Below are 16,705 nucleotides of genomic sequence, written 5' to 3'. Positions count from 1 at the left end.
TCGTGGAGAGAATTTATGCAGATAATGCCGGGACGACTCCAATGGCTGCCGAGGTAATCGAAACCATGACGGAGATGATGAAAAACGTCTTCGGCAACGCTTCTGCAGTTAGCAGCTTCGGTCGTGAAGCGCGGCGCGTGCTTGATGAAAGCAGACATGTGATTGCCGAATCAATCAACGCAAAAAGCGATAACGAAATCGTTTTTACGAGCGGAGGAACCGAAAGCGACAATACTGCCATCATGCAGACTGCTTTTCTTCGGAGAAATGAAGGTCGACACATTATTACGACTGCAATCGAGCACGAGGCGGTTTTAAAACCGATGGCTTTTTTGGAAAGCCAGGGATACGAAGTAACGTATCTTTCGGTTGATGAAAACGGAATTATTGATTTGAATGAATTAAAAGATGCATTACGTGACGACACGATTCTTGTGTCCGTCATGATGGGCAATAACGAAGTCGGAAGCAGGCAGCCCATTCATGAAATCGGCGAAATCGTTTCGGAGTCGAATGCATGGTTTCATACAGATTGCGTGCAGGCCTACGGAATTTTGGATGTGGACGTTCAAAAAGACAAGATAGATCTGTTGTCGACGTCTGCACACAAATTGAACGGTCCGAAGTTTTTGGGATTTTTATACGAACGAGAAGGATTAAATCTTAAAGCGTATTTGCGCGGCGGAGATCAAGAACTGAAGCGTCGTGCCGGAACGGAAAATGTTCCGGCCATTGCCGGTTTTGCCAAAGCAGTTGAATTGGCGAGTGCCGATAAAAAAGAACTGCGAGAAAAATTTCAGAATTTGAAGAAAAAACTGGTGGAAGGCTTGGAGCATCAAGGAATCGATTTTGAAATAAACGGGTTGCATGATGGAAGCGAGCTTCCTCAAATCGTCAGTCTTTGGTTCAAAGGGTGTCAAAGCGATGCCTTGCTGACCAATCTTGATTTAAATGGAATCGCTGCTTCTGCCGGGTCTGCATGCACGGCAGGTTCGCTTGAGCCGTCCCACGTGCTGACTGCGATGTACGGAAAAGACAGTCCAAAAGTTTCTGAATCATTGCGTTTCAGTTTTGGAAGATACAATACTGAAGAAGAAGTTGAACGCATTATCGAGGTATTGTCAAAAACGATTAAGAGAATTAAAAAAGGCAGGTAATAAACATGGCATACGGACAAAAAGCAAAGTTGCAAGGCGATACGAGAACTTTTGAATTATCGCCTGAAATTAAACGTTATTCGTTGCGAGACGTTGGTTTTGTCGAATCAAAGGGCGGAAAATTCACATTGGAGCGTTCGCTTGATCCAAATTCTCCTTATAATCAAGGTTTCAAGTTCAAGATGACTGTAACGTCTGCGTTGGACGGATTTAAAATGGTGACGACGACCGCAAACGGGATCAAGGAAGTCAACGTTTTTAAGGGCAATAATGCTGAAACTCACATTGAGCAGTTAAATTACATTTTGAAAGACTTGATGGATCACAACATCATCGTAGAAGAATAAACGATAATGACGAAATATTGATAAATTTTTTGGAAATTGCAGTTGTACCTTTTGGGTGACTGCTTTTCTTTTTTGTACAGCTTGTGTTTTCCAAAATTCTTTGCTATCATAGGAAACACTGAAGAAAACAACCTTCAATTGTTAATTCAGAATTTAATAAAGCGATGGTGAGTTTTTATTATGACAGATAACAGCAGGATTCGGGTCGTTGTCGGAATGAGCGGCGGCGTAGACTCGTCTGTTTGTGCGTATTTGCTCAAACGTCAAGGCTATGACGTTGTCGGCGTCTTTATGAAAAATTGGGACGAAAAAAAAGACAGCGGCGTTTGTACGGTGACGGAAGATTACCAAGATGTTGCCAAGGTTGCTAACGAAATCGGTATCCCGTATTATTCAGTCAACTTTGAAAAAGAGTACTGGGATGGTGTCTTCACGTATTTCTTGGATGAATATCGTCACGGCAGAACGCCAAATCCGGACGTCATGTGCAATAAAGAAGTCAAATTCAAAGCCTTTTTGGACTATGCAATGGAACTGGATGCTGACTATATTGCGATGGGACATTACGCTCAAATCAAGCGTGATGATGACGGAACCGTGCATTTAATGAGAGGTGCTGATCAAAATAAGGATCAGACGTATTTTTTGAGCCAACTGTCAGGCAAACAGCTTGAAAAAGCAATGTTTCCGATTGGAGGCATGCAAAAATCGGAAGTGCGCGAAATTGCCAAAAAAGCAGGCTTGGCAACGGCTGATAAAAAAGATTCAACGGGTGTTTGTTTTATTGGCGAAAGAAACTTCAGCAAATTTCTGAGTGAATTTTTGCCTGCAAAACCAGGCAAAATGATGACCTTTGAAGGCGAATATAAAGGTGAACATTTCGGTTTGATGAATTATACGATTGGACAGCGTCGCGGACTTGGAATCGGTGGCGACGGCAAGTCAAACGAGCCGTGGTTTGTCGTCGGAAAAGATTTGAAAACGAATACTCTGTACGTTGGTCAGGGATATCATAATGAACATCTTTATGCAACGAGCCTTGATGCAACGAAACTGAGCTTTGTGGCACCGATTGAAGACCGCGGACAAAGTTTTCACTGCACCGCAAAATTCAGATATCGCCAAAAAGATTCCGGCGTTACAGTGAATTTCAACGATGAAAGAAACAAGGTCGAAGTAGTCTTTGACAATCCGGTCAGAGCAATAACTCCCGGACAGGAAATCGTTTTTTATGACGGTGAAGAATGCCTTGGAAGCGGAACGATTGATCACGCTTATCAAAATGGGCGGCTTTTGCAATACGTGTAGTCAAGGAATGATGACTAAGCCGGGAATTTCCCGGCTTTTTTGTTTGCAAATCAAAAACACCGTTGTTCATTAATGGCGTAAAATGTGAGATAATAACTGTATAGCATACTATAATTGGAAAAGGGTGTCGGTTGATGACCAGATTATATTTTGTTCGCCACGGTAAAACTGAGTGGAATCTTGAAGGAAGATATCAAGGAGCACACGGTGATTCGCCATTGCTTGCGCAAAGCTATCTTGAAATCGGATTGTTGGCTGAATATTTGAATAACGTCAAGTTTGCCAAGGCTTATTGCAGTCCGATCAAGCGGGCGCGGGTCACGGCACAAAAGCTTGTCTCTTTGTTGGATCAACCCATTAAGCTTGAATCTGATCGTGCATTTCAGGAATTTGATTTAGGCAAAATGGAGGGAATGAAATTTACTGAGGTTGCTAAGCAGTTTCCGGAAGAGCTTGATGCATTCAAACATCATCCCGATCGATACGACGGTGCTAAAATCAACGGTGAATGCTATCAAGACGTGATTGAACGAATGACTCCCAAAATAAAGGCAATCTGTGAAAGATATCCAAAGGAAAATATTCTGATCGTAAGTCACGGGGCGGCTTTATGTGCTGAAATAAGACATTTGATGGGAATTCCGCTTTCAAAAATCAGAGATAAGGGCGGCCTTGCGAATACAAGTACTTCAATTCTTGAAACGACCGATAATGGTCAGACATTCAAATGCATCGAATGGAATAAGAATGATTATTTGAAACGCGATATTGATCCAACGGATGTTGTCTGAGGCGGTGATTTTTTGGACAAGGAAAAAAATAAGCGAGATCGATTGGAAGAAAAGACCAAAGTAAAGATTGAGAAATTAATCGAAAAGGTTGATGAAAATCCATATGACCCACAAAGATATTATGCTTTGGGATGCTATCTGACCGAACTGCAAAGTTTTGAACAGGCGGAAGAATTGTTTAAAAGGGCGTTGAACGTCTTTAAAGGGCAGGAAGACAAGCAGGCACTGCTTCATTATGGATTGGGCAACGTTTTTTATGCGACGGGATTATTTAAAGAAGCATCGGTTGAGTTTAAAATGCTTAACGGATCGAAATATGAGTCTGATGCAATGCTGATGATGGCACAGACTGAGCTTTCAAACGGAAACTATCAAAGGGCATTGGCATATGCCTTGACCGCATTTGAAAAAGGAAATAATCAGACGAGGCTGGATTCCTGCATCGTTTTAGGAGATTCGTTTTTGGCACTTGGATGCTTTGACCAGGCATGCGAGTATTATGATCTGTATCTGAAAGACAGACCAAATGACAAGCACGCGGTTTTCATGCGTGGCGTCGTTGAAACAGGATTGGGAAAAGCTCCGGATGCTTATTTTGGCCGAGCAAAGCAGCTTGATAAGGAATATTATTCCAAGATGATTGAACGTTTGGACGATATTTCAAAGGTTATCAACAAAGGGAAACAGGGGGGAAAGGATGACCGAACACGTTAAGGGAAAAGCGGTGCATATCTTTTTTGAAGCACCAAACAGTTTTTACAAGGTTCTTTTGGTGAAAATTAAGGAAGCAAGTTTTCAATGGAGCGAAAAGCAAATAACCGTAGTCGGAAATTTTGCTGACATCATTGAAGGAAACGAGTATTCGTTCGAAGGGCGTTTAACCAAACATGCACGTTATGGAATGCAGTTTCAAGCACAAAATTATAAATCTGAAACGCTTGCGACGACCGATGGGGTGGTTTCGTATCTGTCATCGGATATTTTCCCCGGAATCGGCAAAAAAACAGCTGAACATATCGTGAACGTTTTAGGAAAAAACGCAATCAACGTGCTTCTTTCAGACGAGGACAAGGTCGAAACGCTTGGCTTGAGCGAACGCCAAAAAGGCGTTTTGATGCAGGGAATAATTGAAAACAACGGGACTGAACAAACGATAATCGAGCTCAACAATCTGGGTTTTTCAAGTCGGATTACCGAAGACATCTTTTCGCGTTACCAGGAAAAATCGTTGGAAGTTATCCGGAAAGATCCATACAGTTTGGCAACCGAGATTCGCGGATTGGGATTTAAGCGCATCGACCAGATCGCGCAAGGAATGGGGATTTCATTTGATGATCAAAAGCGAATCCTTGGTGCCGTTTTAACTTCCTTGTATGAAGAATGCTATTCAAATGGCAACACTTATGTCAATGATAAGCTTTTGCTCGAAAAATCCTTGCAGCTTTTGGAAGGAGCACGTTCTGAAAAGGTTGATCCCGAAAAAGTAGCTGATACGATTATCGAAGCAGGACATAAACGCAAAGTAGTAATCGAAGGAAAGAGAATATATCCGAAATCCCTTTACAATTCCGAACAAGAGATTGCTTATGATCTTTATCGCTTGATGAATAATCGCGATGAACCGATTGAATATGACGAAGATGAAATTGATCGTTGTCTTGAAGACGTCCAGGCTGAACTTAGCATTACCTATGGTCAAGATCAGCTTCAGGCAATCAAGGATGCCATTAAATCACCGGTTTTTCTTTTGACTGGCGGTCCAGGTACGGGGAAGACAACGATACTTCGAGGGATTACCGAAGTTTATATGAAACTCAATAAAATTGACAGGGAAGACGCAAAGGGGATAAAGCTGGCTGCGCCGACAGGACGGGCTGCGCAAAAAATGGCCAATGCGACCGAGATGGATGCTTCGACGATTCATCATCTGCTCGGAATTACTGGAGGCAATGAGATTTCCGCAAATGATTTAGATTATTTGAATGGGACGTTGCTGATTATTGACGAGTCATCGATGGTCGATACGGAATTGATGCATATGCTTCTTTCCTGCATTCCTGACAGCATGCAGGTCATCTTTTGCGGTGATAAAAATCAGCTTCCTTCGGTCGGACCTGGCCGAGTTTTTGCCGATATGCTTGAAAGCATGCAGATCCCGTCAAAAGAATTGACGCATATTTACCGTCAAGGCGACGGTTCTTCAATCGTTAAACTGTCGCGCAGTATCGTAAATGGCGAAGTTCCATCGGATCTTTTGGAAAAAACCGGTGACCGTTCTTTTATAAAATGCAGTGGCGAGCAGGTCTGCAGCGTGACGAAGAGAATCGTTCAGATTGTCTTGAAGAAGGGACAAAATGCGGATGATATTCAAGTTTTGGCACCGATGTACATGGGACCCGCCGGAATCAATCAATTGAACCGCACGCTTGCCCCGTTGATGAATCCAACAAGACTGAATGCTAAAAGCGTAGAGTCTGGGGAAAATGAATTTCATATCGGTGACCGTGTTTTGCAATTGCAAAATAATCCTGAAAAGAATATTTTTAATGGTGATATCGGCAAGATCATTGCAATCAATGAGCCGCAAAAAGGACGCGGGACAACGATGACGGTCAGATTTGAAGGACGTGAAGTCGAGCTCGAACAAGCTGACTTTTTAAATTTGACTTTGGCCTACTGCATGTCGATTCACAAATCTCAAGGCAGCGAATTTCCGATTGTGATTTTGCCAATGGTCAGACAATATTCGCGGATGTATGCAAGAAACTTGCTTTATACGGCTTTGACGCGTGCTAAGCTCAAATTAATGCTGATTGGCGAGCCGAGTGCTTATGTCAATTGTATTCGTGCTGAAGCTTTGAATCGTGAGACGATGCTGAAACAACAGATTGTTTTTCAATTTACCGGAAAAAAATCTAAAACGAATCCTCAGGAAAAGTCGGTTCAGCTTGAAGCCAAAAATGATTTTGCTGATGTCGATCCTAGTCGTGGCAGTATTCAAAAGACGATTTTGAATTTTGACAATATTGAGAAAATAGATCCATTAATCGGAATGGAAGGGATTGATCCTTATCAGTTCATATAAAAATATATTTATTTCATTTGGCTGACAGCGAAATTTTTAATTATGTCTAGCCGGAAGAGACTTGGAAAAAGTCTCTTTTCTCTCTTGAATTAAACGAAAAGCCGAACTCAGGCGGTCGATTTTCGACTGACTTTGTCCGGCTTTTTTAATTTCCAATGAATAAAAACTATTTTTTCAAGCGGCAGTACTGTTCACCAATCTATCCAAGATCTCCCTCAAATTCATGGACAAAGTGCCTTTTTTGCTGATTTTTTTAATGTCAAGCGAATCTGTCCTTGATATTTTAACGCTTACATATTGCGATGTAGACAGGTATTATAAAAGAGCATCTATTAAAAACAATCATCATAAACCAATGCATAATTTTGGTTTACGAACTTTACGAGCATCTATGATTAGGGGGATTGAGCATGGGAGATTTATTTTCTAATATGTATATAATTGCTGTTGTAGGAGATATCTTATTTCCGGAAAAGGCAATGTCGTGGCCGGATGGGTTCTTCCGGTAATATCTCTTGCTGTCGTGACTTATTTGCAATTATTCGTATGGCTTACTAAAAGTCACGGATCTGATTTGCCGATCATCTACAGATCGGTCAATTACTTGGCTATGGTTGGTTTTAGTGCTTATTTTTTGTGCTCGAGGGCGATATAAAAATTCTCAAAAATAAAAAAGACGAACCGATTTTCTGATGATTGAAAGCCGGTTCGTCTTTCTTATCTCCTTTTTGCTGGAGAAACGCTGGAAATGTTCATCCAAAAAGGGTATTGTGATGTTTTGTAGAAGATGTCAAAGTATTCGTTTCCGATTTCTTCGCCATCGATTTGACCAAATTCAAGGGAATTGATGATAAGGTGAATCTGATCGCTCTTATAGTGGTGCAAATATGGCAGTTTTAATTGCTTTTTGAAGTAAATCGAAATTGCCAGAATAATAAACTTGAAGAAACCGAGATTATCAGCAATGAGCAGGTCAAGTTTATGATCATTGACGTTTGCGGTCGGAGATAAAACGATGCCGTTATCAAAGTAAGGATGATTGGCAACGTTGACGAATGCAACATGTTTGAAAAATTCGTATTTTTCACCGATTCTGATTGTTGCTGAGAAAGACTCTTGGTTGATTAGAGCTTCAAGCGCACTGACAATGTAAGCGAGAAATTTGAGATGAAATTTATTCAAGATTTTTTGCAAGCGCTTATGTTTATGTGCCTGCGTATTTAAACTGATTACAAATGCATCAAGGCCGATTCCGAAGTCATTAAAAAAGTAGCCGTGACTTTGGTGTGTTGTTTCCGTGTACTCGCCTATATCATAATAGACGGGTTCGGTTGCTGAAAGAATTTGCTCCAAAGCAGTCATCGGATTTGATGCAATGCCTATTCCTTGAGCAAAGCCGTTGTTTTCACCGATGGGAATGAAGGCAAGCGGAACGTGTTTATAAGGAGTCTCTTTGATTCCGTTGAGAACTTCGGTCAGAGTTCCGTCACCGCCAATGACGATAACAACGGTTTCATCAGCTTCTTCTTTGGTAAGATGAGAAACATATCGTTTGGTCAGAGACTTAGCGTTTCCAACCTGTTTTGTTTTACGGAAGATATATGAAATCTTTCGCGAATCAAGCCGCGTCCTGATATTTTGCCAAACATCGGCTTTTAAACCGTTAGAGGCTTGATTATTGACGATGATGAAAAATGTCTTCACCATTCTTTCCTCCATTCGAACGTTCTTCTAAAAATTTTATACCAAAAATGTAACTTATACAAGTTAACTTTATGCTAAGTTTATCAAGAAACAAAAGAAGGAGCCAAAAAGTTAGGCTCCTCCAATATTTTAAACGGTAACGAGCATCGTGATAATCAAAGGATGCCGCTCTGTCTGCTCAAATAAGAATGACTGCAAATCAGATACGATGGCATCTTTGAGCATAGTCTCTGAAATTTTCTCATTCTTCAAGGTTCGTTTGATTGAACGGAAAACTTGTTTACGACCTTTGTTGATCAATTCGCCTGATTCACGCATATAGATGAAACCGCGTGACAATAAATCCGGTCCCGACAATACCTCGCGATTCTTCATGTCAATCGTGGCAACAACGACAACAAGTCCTTCTTCAGACAAAATTCGGCGATCTCTCAAAACAACGTTGCCGATGTCCCCGATGCCGGAACCGTCGATATAGACATCATCAGCATTGAAGTGACCGGCAATTCTGGCTGAATCATGCGTCAAAGCCAAGACATCGCCATTTTCAAGAATATAGCAGTTCTCCTTTGGAACGTCGCAATTTTGTGCCAGGCGCGTATGAATTTTAAGCATGCGATATTCGCCATGAACCGGCATGAAGAATTTGGGTTTCATCAAGCGAAGCATCAGCTTTTGTTCTTCTTGTCCGCCGTGTCCTGATGCGTGAATATTGTTCACTTTGCCGTGGATAACGGTTGCGCCGGCTTCTTCAAGCTCATTGATAACCTTGTTGACGCTAAGCGTGTTTCCCGGGATCGGTGAACTTGAGAAGACAACCGTATCCCCCGGCTGGATTGAAACCTGTCTGTGAGTACCATTTGCAATGCGACTCAACGCAGCCATCGGTTCACCTTGGGAGCCGGTGCAAAGAATCATGACCTTGTTTGCCGGAAGGCTGTTGATTTCCCTTGCATCAACAATCGCATCTTCCGGAATATTAAGGTAGCCGAGTTCGCGACCGTTGACGATTGCCGCCTCCATGCTTCTTCCGAAGACGGCAATTTTACGACCCTTGTTGACGGCAGCGTCAGCGGCCTGTTGTATACGTGAGATGTTTGATGCAAAAGTTGCAAAAATGATTCGACCTTCGACTTTTTCGAAGATGCGTTTAATTGATTTTCCGACCCAACGTTCTGATTTTGTAAAATTGGGAATTTCAGCGTTAGTACTATCGGAAAGCAGACACAAAACGCCTTCTTCGCCCAATTTCGCCATCTTCTGCAGGTTAGGCGGCTGATTTGTAATCGGTGTCAAATCGAATTTATAGTCGCCTGTGCAAACAATTGTTCCTGAAGGGGTCTTGATTGCTGCTCCCAAAGTGTCCGGAATAGAGTGAGTCGTTCTGAAAAACGAAACGCTTGTCTTCCGGAATCTCAAAACAGTATCTTCGTTTATTTCGTGAAGCTCCGTTGTTTTAAGCAATCCGTGTTCTTCAAGCTTGCTTTTGATCAATGCAAGCGCAAGCGGACCAGCGTAGACAGGAACGTTAACTTGTTGAAGTAAGTAGGGGATACCGCCGATATGATCTTCGTGACCATGGGTGATAACCAAAGCTTTAATTTTTTGCTGGTTTGCAACTAAATATTGATAATTTGGAATGACGTAGTCGATACCCAAAAGATCGTCTTCGGGAAATTTGATGCCAGCATCAACAACGATTATTTCGTCCTGAAATTGAATGCCATAGGTGTTTTTCCCGATTTCTCCAAGGCCGCCGAGTGCAAAAACGGCAGTCTCATTATTTTTGACATTGAGTTTTTTCATTTATTAAAACTCCGTTATTTTGTAGTTGGGGCTGTTCTTTTCGTATTCCAAGGCAGCTTCGTCAAGTTGTTCAATGAATTCAACGTTATGATCCGTATTCGACTCAACGAGAATTCGCGCCTCTGGTTCAGAAGCAGCTTCAAGATACAATACTTCCGTGTTTTCGCGACGAGGATTGATCCGTTTTGTTGGTTGATAATATACTTTAAAAATCATTGTAAATCTCCTTAGTGGTTAAATATTTGCCAAAAGGCATTGCAAAAAATCAGCTTTCCGAACATTGATTGTTTTTCAACAGTTACTACTATTCTACCATATTTTAATTCTTAAGTATACAAAGCAATCTTCTAAGAAGGAAATGTCAGCTATATTGTCAGCTATATGCTGAAAAGATCAAGAAGAATGAGGTATAATTATCGTGGAAGGAAAGTGATGATGATGATGATTGCGATTATCGGCTTGTGCCTATTGATTTTTGCAATCGTATTCGCTGTTTTTAGAATCAGAAGAAACAAAGCGCTTACGATTATGCAAAATGCCAGTCTTGAGATTACCAATCAAGCATTCAAAGAAACAATCGCGATGATTTGCGTCCCTGAATTTGACGGTAAAAATGCAAAGGAGACCCATAAAGCGGAAATGATTTCCGATATTTGGGGAAAAGGCGTCATGGCCTTTGAATACTCCCTTGACGCTCCTAAGGTCAAGACAAATGAACTTGACGCAATAAGAAACAAGCTGGCTGAGGCATTGAATGAGTATGCTGAAAGAAACAAACTTAAGGGGCTGAACGGACTTCCGTGCTTCGTGGCTTCTGATATTTGGACTTTTGCAGGGGTTCTTCATATTGATATTTCACATGTCATCAATCAAGCAACGGTTGATTATTTGCACGACATTACGAAAAGTGAAAAAGACTGAAACTTCTGTTCCAGTCTGAAAATTTTTAAAGCAAGACCAAATCGTTCGGCTTAAAGAACGGGTTTTCTTGATTGATATGGTCATAAAACATGATGCCGTTTAAATGATCTATTTCGTGTTGGACAACGATTGCAGTATAATCGCGCAGACGTTCGACATGCTCATTTCCGTCAAGGTCATACCAACGAAGTTTGATTCTTTCATGACGAGGAACATATCCAGGAACTTCACGATCAACGGAAAGGCAGCCTTCTCCTTCCGAAAGTGCTGCCATCTGAACGGATTCGCTCAAAATGGTCGGATTTACCAAAACATGCTTAAAAAACGGCGGTTTTCCTTCTTCGTCCGGAACCAAAACAGCGGTCATTCTCTTTGATGCGTCAACTTGCGGAGCCGCAAGTCCGACTCCAGCGCGAAGCTTGTATTTTTTTGCGATTTTTTCGTCTTGGCTGTTTTCGAGAAATTCCATCAGATCATGAGCCAATTTCAAATCTTCATCAGATAACGGGAAAGCAATTTTTTCCGCACGCGCACGCAACGTAGGGTGGCCTTCGCGGATAATATCATCCATTGTTAGCAAAATTAATCCCTCCAATTTATTTTCTACATTACAGTTTAGCACATTTTCAATTTAGATTTCATTTTTTTGCAGCGTTTTTTTCTGGACATGATGTGTTATAATGTACTGATTATATTCTTAAGGATAAATGAGACGTATCTTGTTGGATCCTTGCTGAAAAGGTGGTGAACTGAATGAATCAAGAGAAGGGAAGCTTCAGCTATCCGTTAATGCCGGAATGGTCAACGCAAGAAATCATTGACGTTTCAGCGTTTTACGAAGCGGTTGAAAAACTCAATACGGTCGAAATCAAGCGAGCAGATTTTATGAAGCTTTACGGAAGATTCTGCGAAATCGAGCCTTCAAAAGCGGCTCAAAAGCAGCTTGATTCACGGTATGAAAAAGAATCGGGCTTTTCAATCTATCGTTCCGTCCGATTCGTGCTTGAAAATGATAAAGAAAATTTAAAATATAAACGGAGGTGATCTTATTGCAGTGGGAAAAAATCAATGTCTGCGTTCAAAAATGGATGAAGCAAGCGCGCAAAATAATTTTAGAGGGTCGTACTAAGGAACTTTGCGTTGAAGAAAAAACAAGTCGGTGCGATTTGGTCACCAATGTCGATAAGTTCATTGAAAAATTTTACGTCGATCGTATCAGAGAAACGTTTCCGAATTCTAAGATACTGGGTGAAGAAGGGGAGGCCGACAAAGATCTTGATAATTTTAAAGGACTGCTTTGGATAATCGATCCGATCGACGGGACAATGAATTTCGTCAAGCAGCACGATCATTTTGCAAGCATGATTGCCGTTTGTGAAAACGGTATTGAAAAACTCGGATATATTCTAGACGTGACAGAGGACAAACTTTACTGGGGAGGACCCGAATGCGGTGTATTTTGCAATGATCAAAAGGTGGAACCTCCGAAAAATCTTCCTTTGGAGGAGGGATTGTTCGGAGTGGGCGGCAAAATGTTGCTGAGCAATTACCGCAACGTTCAAAGCGCTGCGAAAAAAAGTCTTGGCGTTAGAATTTATGGCAGTTCAGGGATTGAATTTATTCATGTTTTGACCGGAAAGAACGTTTCATATCTCTCGCATTTGCGCCCGTGGGACTATGCTGCCGGAAAAATATTGGCGGAGACGCTGGGTTTAGTTGTGAAAACGATTGACGAGGAGTCACTTGATATGCTATCATCAAGTGATGTATTAGTAGCGACGAAAAATGCACATCAGGGTATTATCAAATTGATGAATAGTTGATTTGGAGCTGTGGCAGTGAGTCACAGTTTTTGTATGCCACGTTATGAAAATGTTTTTCTTTTTTCTTGAATAAAATGAAAACGGAACAGGTGGTTTCCTGAAGACATTTTTTGAGCATACCGTTTGAAAGGAAGAAAAAACTTTGGAAACACGTGATGATATTCGCAACGTTGCGATTATTGCCCATGTCGATCATGGTAAGACAACGTTAGTCAATGAATTGTTGAAACAGTCCGATACTTTGGATTCACACACGGAAATTAGCGATCGTGCAATGGATTCTAACGATATTGAAAAGGAACGCGGTATCACGATCCTTTCCAAAAATACTGCTGTCAAGTATAAGGGAAAACAAATCAACATTTTGGATACGCCCGGTCACGCCGATTTTGGCGGTGAAGTAGAACGTATCATGAAGATGGTTGATGGCGTTTTGCTTATCGTTGATGCTTTTGAAGGTACCATGCCTCAAACGCGTTTTGTTTTGAAGAAAGCTTTGGAACAACATTTGACACCAATCGTTATCATTAACAAAATCGATCGTCCCGGTGCTCGTCCTGAAGAAGTCGTTGATGAAGTTCTGGATCTGTTCATTGAATTGGGTGCTGATGAAGATCAGCTTGATTTCCCTGTTATCTATGCATCTGCCATGAACGGAACGACCTCGTTTGATCCTGATCCGGCTAAGCAGGAACACACGATGGATCCGATTTTTAATACAATCTTGGATACGATTCCTGCACCGGTCGACAATTCTGATGAACCATTGCAATTCCAAGTGGCAATGCTTGATTACAATGAGTTTGTAGGTCGTATCGGCATCGGCCGCGTTTTCCGCGGCAGAATCAAGGTCGGCGATCAGGTTACGGTTATGAAGCTTGACGGAACACAAAAGAATTTCCGTGTAACCAAGCTGTTTGGTTTCTTTGGACTGCAACGTTTGGAAATCCAAGAAGCAAAAGCTGGGGACTTGATTGCCGTTTCCGGAATGGATGATATTTTTGTCGGGGAAACGGTTTGCCCTGTAGATCATCCTGAAGCATTACCGCTTCTGAGGATTGATCCGCCTACTCTTCAAATGACGTTTATGACGAATGATTCCCCATTTGTTGGACGTGAGGGCGATTCCGTTACGGCTCGCAAGCTTGAAGATCGCTTGAAAGTTCAGCTTCATACCGACGTTTCGCTGCGTGTTGAAGATACCGATTCTCCTGACGCATGGACCGTTTCGGGTCGTGGTGAACTGCATTTGTCGATTTTGATTGAAATGCTTCGTCGTGAAGGTTTTGAATTGGCAGTGTCTCGTCCTAAGGTTATTTATCGTGAGATTGATGGAAAGCTTTGCGAACCGTTCGAAAGCGTCATTATCGATACGCCTGATGAATATTCTGGTTCCGTCATCGATTCGATGGCACAACGCAAAGGCGAAATGCTTAATATGGAACCTAGCCAAAATGGCACGACGCGTTTGGAATTCTCAACACCGACGCGTGGTTTGATCGGATATGATTCACAATTCCTGTCAATGACTCGCGGGTATGGTATTTTGAATCATACTTTTTCCGAATACAAGCCGGTTATTCGCAATTGGGAACCGGGTCGTCGCAATGGTGCGCTCGTTTCAATCAACCAAGGCAAAGCAACCACTTATGCTATCATGGGTGTTGAAGGTCGCGGAACGATTTTTGTTGATCCGGGTACGGAAGTTTATGAAGGAATGATCGTTGGTCAATCTTCTCGTGAACGCGATATTTCCGTTAACGTTACGAAAGGCAAGAACATGACAAATGTTCGTTCTTCAAATAAGGATCAAACTGCTACGATTAAGAAACCGACTCATTTAACTTTGGAAGAGTCGCTTGAGTTCTTGAATGAAGACGAACTTTTGGAAATTACTCCGGAATCCATTCGTCTTCGCAAACGTATCCTTGAGACAAATGCGCGTGAAAAGGCTGCAAAGAAAGCAGCACGTCAGACACAAGAATAAAAAAACAAGATGTTTCGTCTTGCCAAGTCTCGCTGTTCGTTGATCAGCGAGACTTTTTCTATTTCTAAAACACTGGATCGGCTTTGGCAAAATGAAACGGATTTGTAATTTTGCATACTGATTAAACTTGCTTTTTATTATTTAAACAAGGATAATTAAAACGGGATGGATTTTTTGTTTAAAATGGCTTGATTGATTTGATAAAATATCAAATAACTTGTTTGAGAATAACATATCAAGGCTCATTTATGATATAATTCGGATATAGGAGGAAATATAATGAGTGAAACTGTTTCAAAACAGAAAGCACTGGAAAATCTCCAAAAAGATGCTGATAATATTCGGTATTTGCTTAAAAAGCAACGCAGTTTTTTATGTTTGACGGAATGCCCGGCATTTGAAGAAGTTGCTGACACAAGAATCTATGGTTTCACTTGTGAGGTGCATTTTGCGGTCTCATGCGGTTTTTTGACGCTTGCAAACGGAAAGAAAATGATTCGCGAACTTGAAGACGACTTGGATGATATTCGTGATGAGGCGTTTAGAGGTCAAGAAGGTCGGAATGAATGATGAAATTTAGTTCTCGTTTAAAAAGAGCCTTTGTAAATTGTGATTGTTTGATTGTGATCCCCACCATCGTCTTGTGCATAATCGGGGTTTTGATGGTCTATTCTGCAAGTTCGACCAATTTGGCATATTCAAACGCAAGCACCACTTCGTATTTTAAGCGCCAGGTCATCTTTGACTTTGTAGGACTGCTGATAATGTTTGGAATTTTGGTACTCAGGGAAAATGGATTGAAGAAGTTAGGGACCAATTTGTTGAAATTTATCACGATTTTTTTGCTGATATATGTTTTGTTTTTCACGGCTCCGGTCAATGGCGCCAGAGCATGGATCAGCTTAGGAATAGTCAGCGTTCAGCCTTCAGAGGTTTGCAAATTTATGATGGTTTTGTGGCTTTCAAGGGAACTGAATAAAAGACACAGAAGTAAAAAGATAGGCAATAAGTTTTATCTTTCTTCCGTCATTGTCACGCTGCTTGTCATTGGAATGCTGATTATTTTTGAACCTGATTTTGGCGGATTTTGCATCAATTTTTCAATTGTGCTCGTCTTGTTTGCAGTGTCTTTTCTTTGTTCTGGAAAAAAAGGAAAGGTTAACAACATCTTGTTTTTCGTTTTTTCCTCTTTAATTGTAATGATGGGGTTGTTTTTGCTTAAGGCGGACAGCGTTGTTTCATGGATGAAAGAAAACATTCATTCTTACGCGATTCAAAGATTCATAGGCTATCAGGATCCGTTTGGGCATGTTGCGACTTCAGGCAAACAGTTGGTCAATTCGTACGTTGCCATCAGCAATGGCGGAATTTTCGGGCTAGGAATCGGCAATGGCATTCAAAAAAGAGGCTATCTGCCCGAGTCCTATACTGATTTTGTCCTTTCGGTGACAGCTGAAGAGCTTGGTTTTATCGGGGTTCTGGTTATTCTGATAGCCCTGGCAACTTTGATTATCCGAATCATTGTCATCGGCGCAAAAGAAAATGAATTGTATTACAGACTGATTTGCTACGGAACGGCAACGTTATTTTTTACTCAGTCATTTTTAAATATTGGCGCCGTCTGCGGGTTAGTACCAATCACGGGGGTGACGTTGCCGTTTGTTTCATATGGCGGATCCAGCGTATGGATTCTTTCTGCTTGCTTGGGTTTTGTGCTGATGATATCAGCAAAGCAAAAAGATCGAAGGAGACAGAAAGATTTAGAAGTTATGTAAA

16 protein-coding genes are annotated in these 16,705 nt (G+C 41.4%); 12 read left to right on the top strand and 4 right to left on the bottom strand.

Annotated elements, in window-relative coordinates; genetic code table 11:
- Positions 1-2 precede the first annotated feature (2 nt).
- The 6 genes from LRC_RS06665 (at position 3) to recD2 (ending at position 6,688) form a co-directional block, all read left to right on the top strand.
- Positions 3-1,157: a cysteine desulfurase family protein gene (locus LRC_RS06665; protein WP_014073709.1), complete on the top strand. Its 1,155-nt coding sequence runs from the start codon at positions 3-5 to the stop codon at positions 1,155-1,157.
- Between the two features lie 5 nt (positions 1,158-1,162).
- The gene (locus LRC_RS06660; RefSeq protein WP_014073708.1) at positions 1,163-1,504 is read left to right on the top strand and encodes a DUF1831 domain-containing protein; all 342 of its coding nucleotides are present in this window, start codon (positions 1,163-1,165) and stop codon (positions 1,502-1,504) included.
- A gap of 180 nt (positions 1,505-1,684) precedes the next feature.
- Positions 1,685-2,812 (top strand): tRNA 2-thiouridine(34) synthase MnmA, encoded by a 1,128-nt coding sequence (gene mnmA, locus LRC_RS06655; protein WP_003694348.1) that lies wholly within the window; start codon positions 1,685-1,687, stop codon positions 2,810-2,812.
- Positions 2,813-2,946: 134 nt separating this feature from the next.
- Positions 2,947-3,603 carry a histidine phosphatase family protein gene (locus LRC_RS06650; RefSeq protein WP_014073707.1) on the top strand — a complete coding sequence of 219 codons (657 nt, stop codon included), beginning with the start codon at positions 2,947-2,949 and terminating at the stop codon, positions 3,601-3,603.
- A gap of 12 nt (positions 3,604-3,615) precedes the next feature.
- Complete coding sequence (locus LRC_RS06645) at positions 3,616-4,317, top strand: tetratricopeptide repeat protein (protein WP_014073706.1); 702 nt, start codon at positions 3,616-3,618, stop codon at positions 4,315-4,317.
- Entirely contained in the window at positions 4,301-6,688 is a 2,388-nt protein-coding gene (gene recD2, locus LRC_RS06640; RefSeq protein ID WP_014073705.1) for an SF1B family DNA helicase RecD2, read from the top strand. Before LRC_RS06645 ends, recD2 begins: the two co-directional genes overlap by 17 nt.
- Before the next feature lie 717 nt (positions 6,689-7,405).
- Here the strand turns inward: recD2 and LRC_RS06635 are convergent.
- The 3 genes from LRC_RS06635 to LRC_RS06625 form a co-directional block, all read right to left on the bottom strand.
- Positions 7,406-8,395: a diacylglycerol/lipid kinase family protein gene (locus LRC_RS06635; protein WP_225354913.1), complete on the bottom strand. Its 990-nt coding sequence runs from the start codon at positions 8,393-8,395 to the stop codon at positions 7,406-7,408.
- 126 nt (positions 8,396-8,521) lie between these two features.
- Complete coding sequence (gene rnjA, locus LRC_RS06630; RefSeq protein ID WP_014073703.1) at positions 8,522-10,198, bottom strand: ribonuclease J1; 1,677 nt, start codon at positions 10,196-10,198, stop codon at positions 8,522-8,524.
- A gap of 3 nt (positions 10,199-10,201) precedes the next feature.
- A complete protein-coding gene (locus tag LRC_RS06625) occupies positions 10,202-10,414 on the bottom strand; it encodes a DNA-directed RNA polymerase subunit epsilon (RefSeq protein ID WP_003694336.1) in 213 nt (70 codons plus the stop codon).
- 165 nt (positions 10,415-10,579) lie between these two features.
- Here LRC_RS06625 and LRC_RS06620 point away from each other — a divergent pair, with 165 nt between their 5' ends.
- Positions 10,580-11,119, top strand: coding sequence for a hypothetical protein (locus LRC_RS06620; RefSeq protein WP_258414254.1), 540 nt, complete (start codon positions 10,580-10,582; stop codon positions 11,117-11,119).
- A 25-nt stretch (positions 11,120-11,144) separates the two neighbouring features.
- Here LRC_RS06620 and def read toward each other — a convergent pair whose 3' ends face one another.
- Positions 11,145-11,699: a peptide deformylase gene (gene def / locus LRC_RS06615; RefSeq protein WP_014073701.1), complete on the bottom strand. Its 555-nt coding sequence runs from the start codon at positions 11,697-11,699 to the stop codon at positions 11,145-11,147.
- Positions 11,700-11,872: 173 nt separating this feature from the next.
- On the opposite strand from def, the gene LRC_RS06610 reads away from it, so the two are divergent.
- From LRC_RS06610 to LRC_RS06590, 5 genes are all read left to right on the top strand, one after another.
- Positions 11,873-12,163: a UPF0223 family protein gene (locus LRC_RS06610; RefSeq protein ID WP_014073700.1), complete on the top strand. Its 291-nt coding sequence runs from the start codon at positions 11,873-11,875 to the stop codon at positions 12,161-12,163.
- Entirely contained in the window at positions 12,160-12,942 is a 783-nt protein-coding gene (locus tag LRC_RS06605) for an inositol monophosphatase family protein (RefSeq protein WP_014073699.1), read from the top strand. The genes LRC_RS06610 and LRC_RS06605 overlap by 4 nt, the downstream gene beginning before the upstream one ends.
- Positions 12,943-13,084: 142 nt before the next feature.
- Entirely contained in the window at positions 13,085-14,929 is a 1,845-nt protein-coding gene (gene typA / locus LRC_RS06600) for a translational GTPase TypA (protein WP_014073698.1), read from the top strand.
- Positions 14,930-15,208: 279 nt separating this feature from the next.
- Positions 15,209-15,499 (top strand): Fpa/YlaN family protein, encoded by a 291-nt coding sequence (locus LRC_RS06595; protein ID WP_014073697.1) that lies wholly within the window; start codon positions 15,209-15,211, stop codon positions 15,497-15,499.
- The gene (locus tag LRC_RS06590; RefSeq protein WP_014073696.1) at positions 15,496-16,704 is read left to right on the top strand and encodes an FtsW/RodA/SpoVE family cell cycle protein; all 1,209 of its coding nucleotides are present in this window, start codon (positions 15,496-15,498) and stop codon (positions 16,702-16,704) included. The genes LRC_RS06595 and LRC_RS06590 overlap by 4 nt, the downstream gene beginning before the upstream one ends.
- The last annotated feature ends 1 nt before the right edge of the window (position 16,705 follow it).

It is taken from the genome of Ligilactobacillus ruminis ATCC 27782, from assembly GCF_000224985.1.
Lineage (GTDB): Bacteria > Bacillota > Bacilli > Lactobacillales > Lactobacillaceae > Ligilactobacillus > Ligilactobacillus ruminis.
Note: the sequence above shows the minus strand (reverse complement) of the source record. Positions and strands in the feature narration are given on the sequence as shown.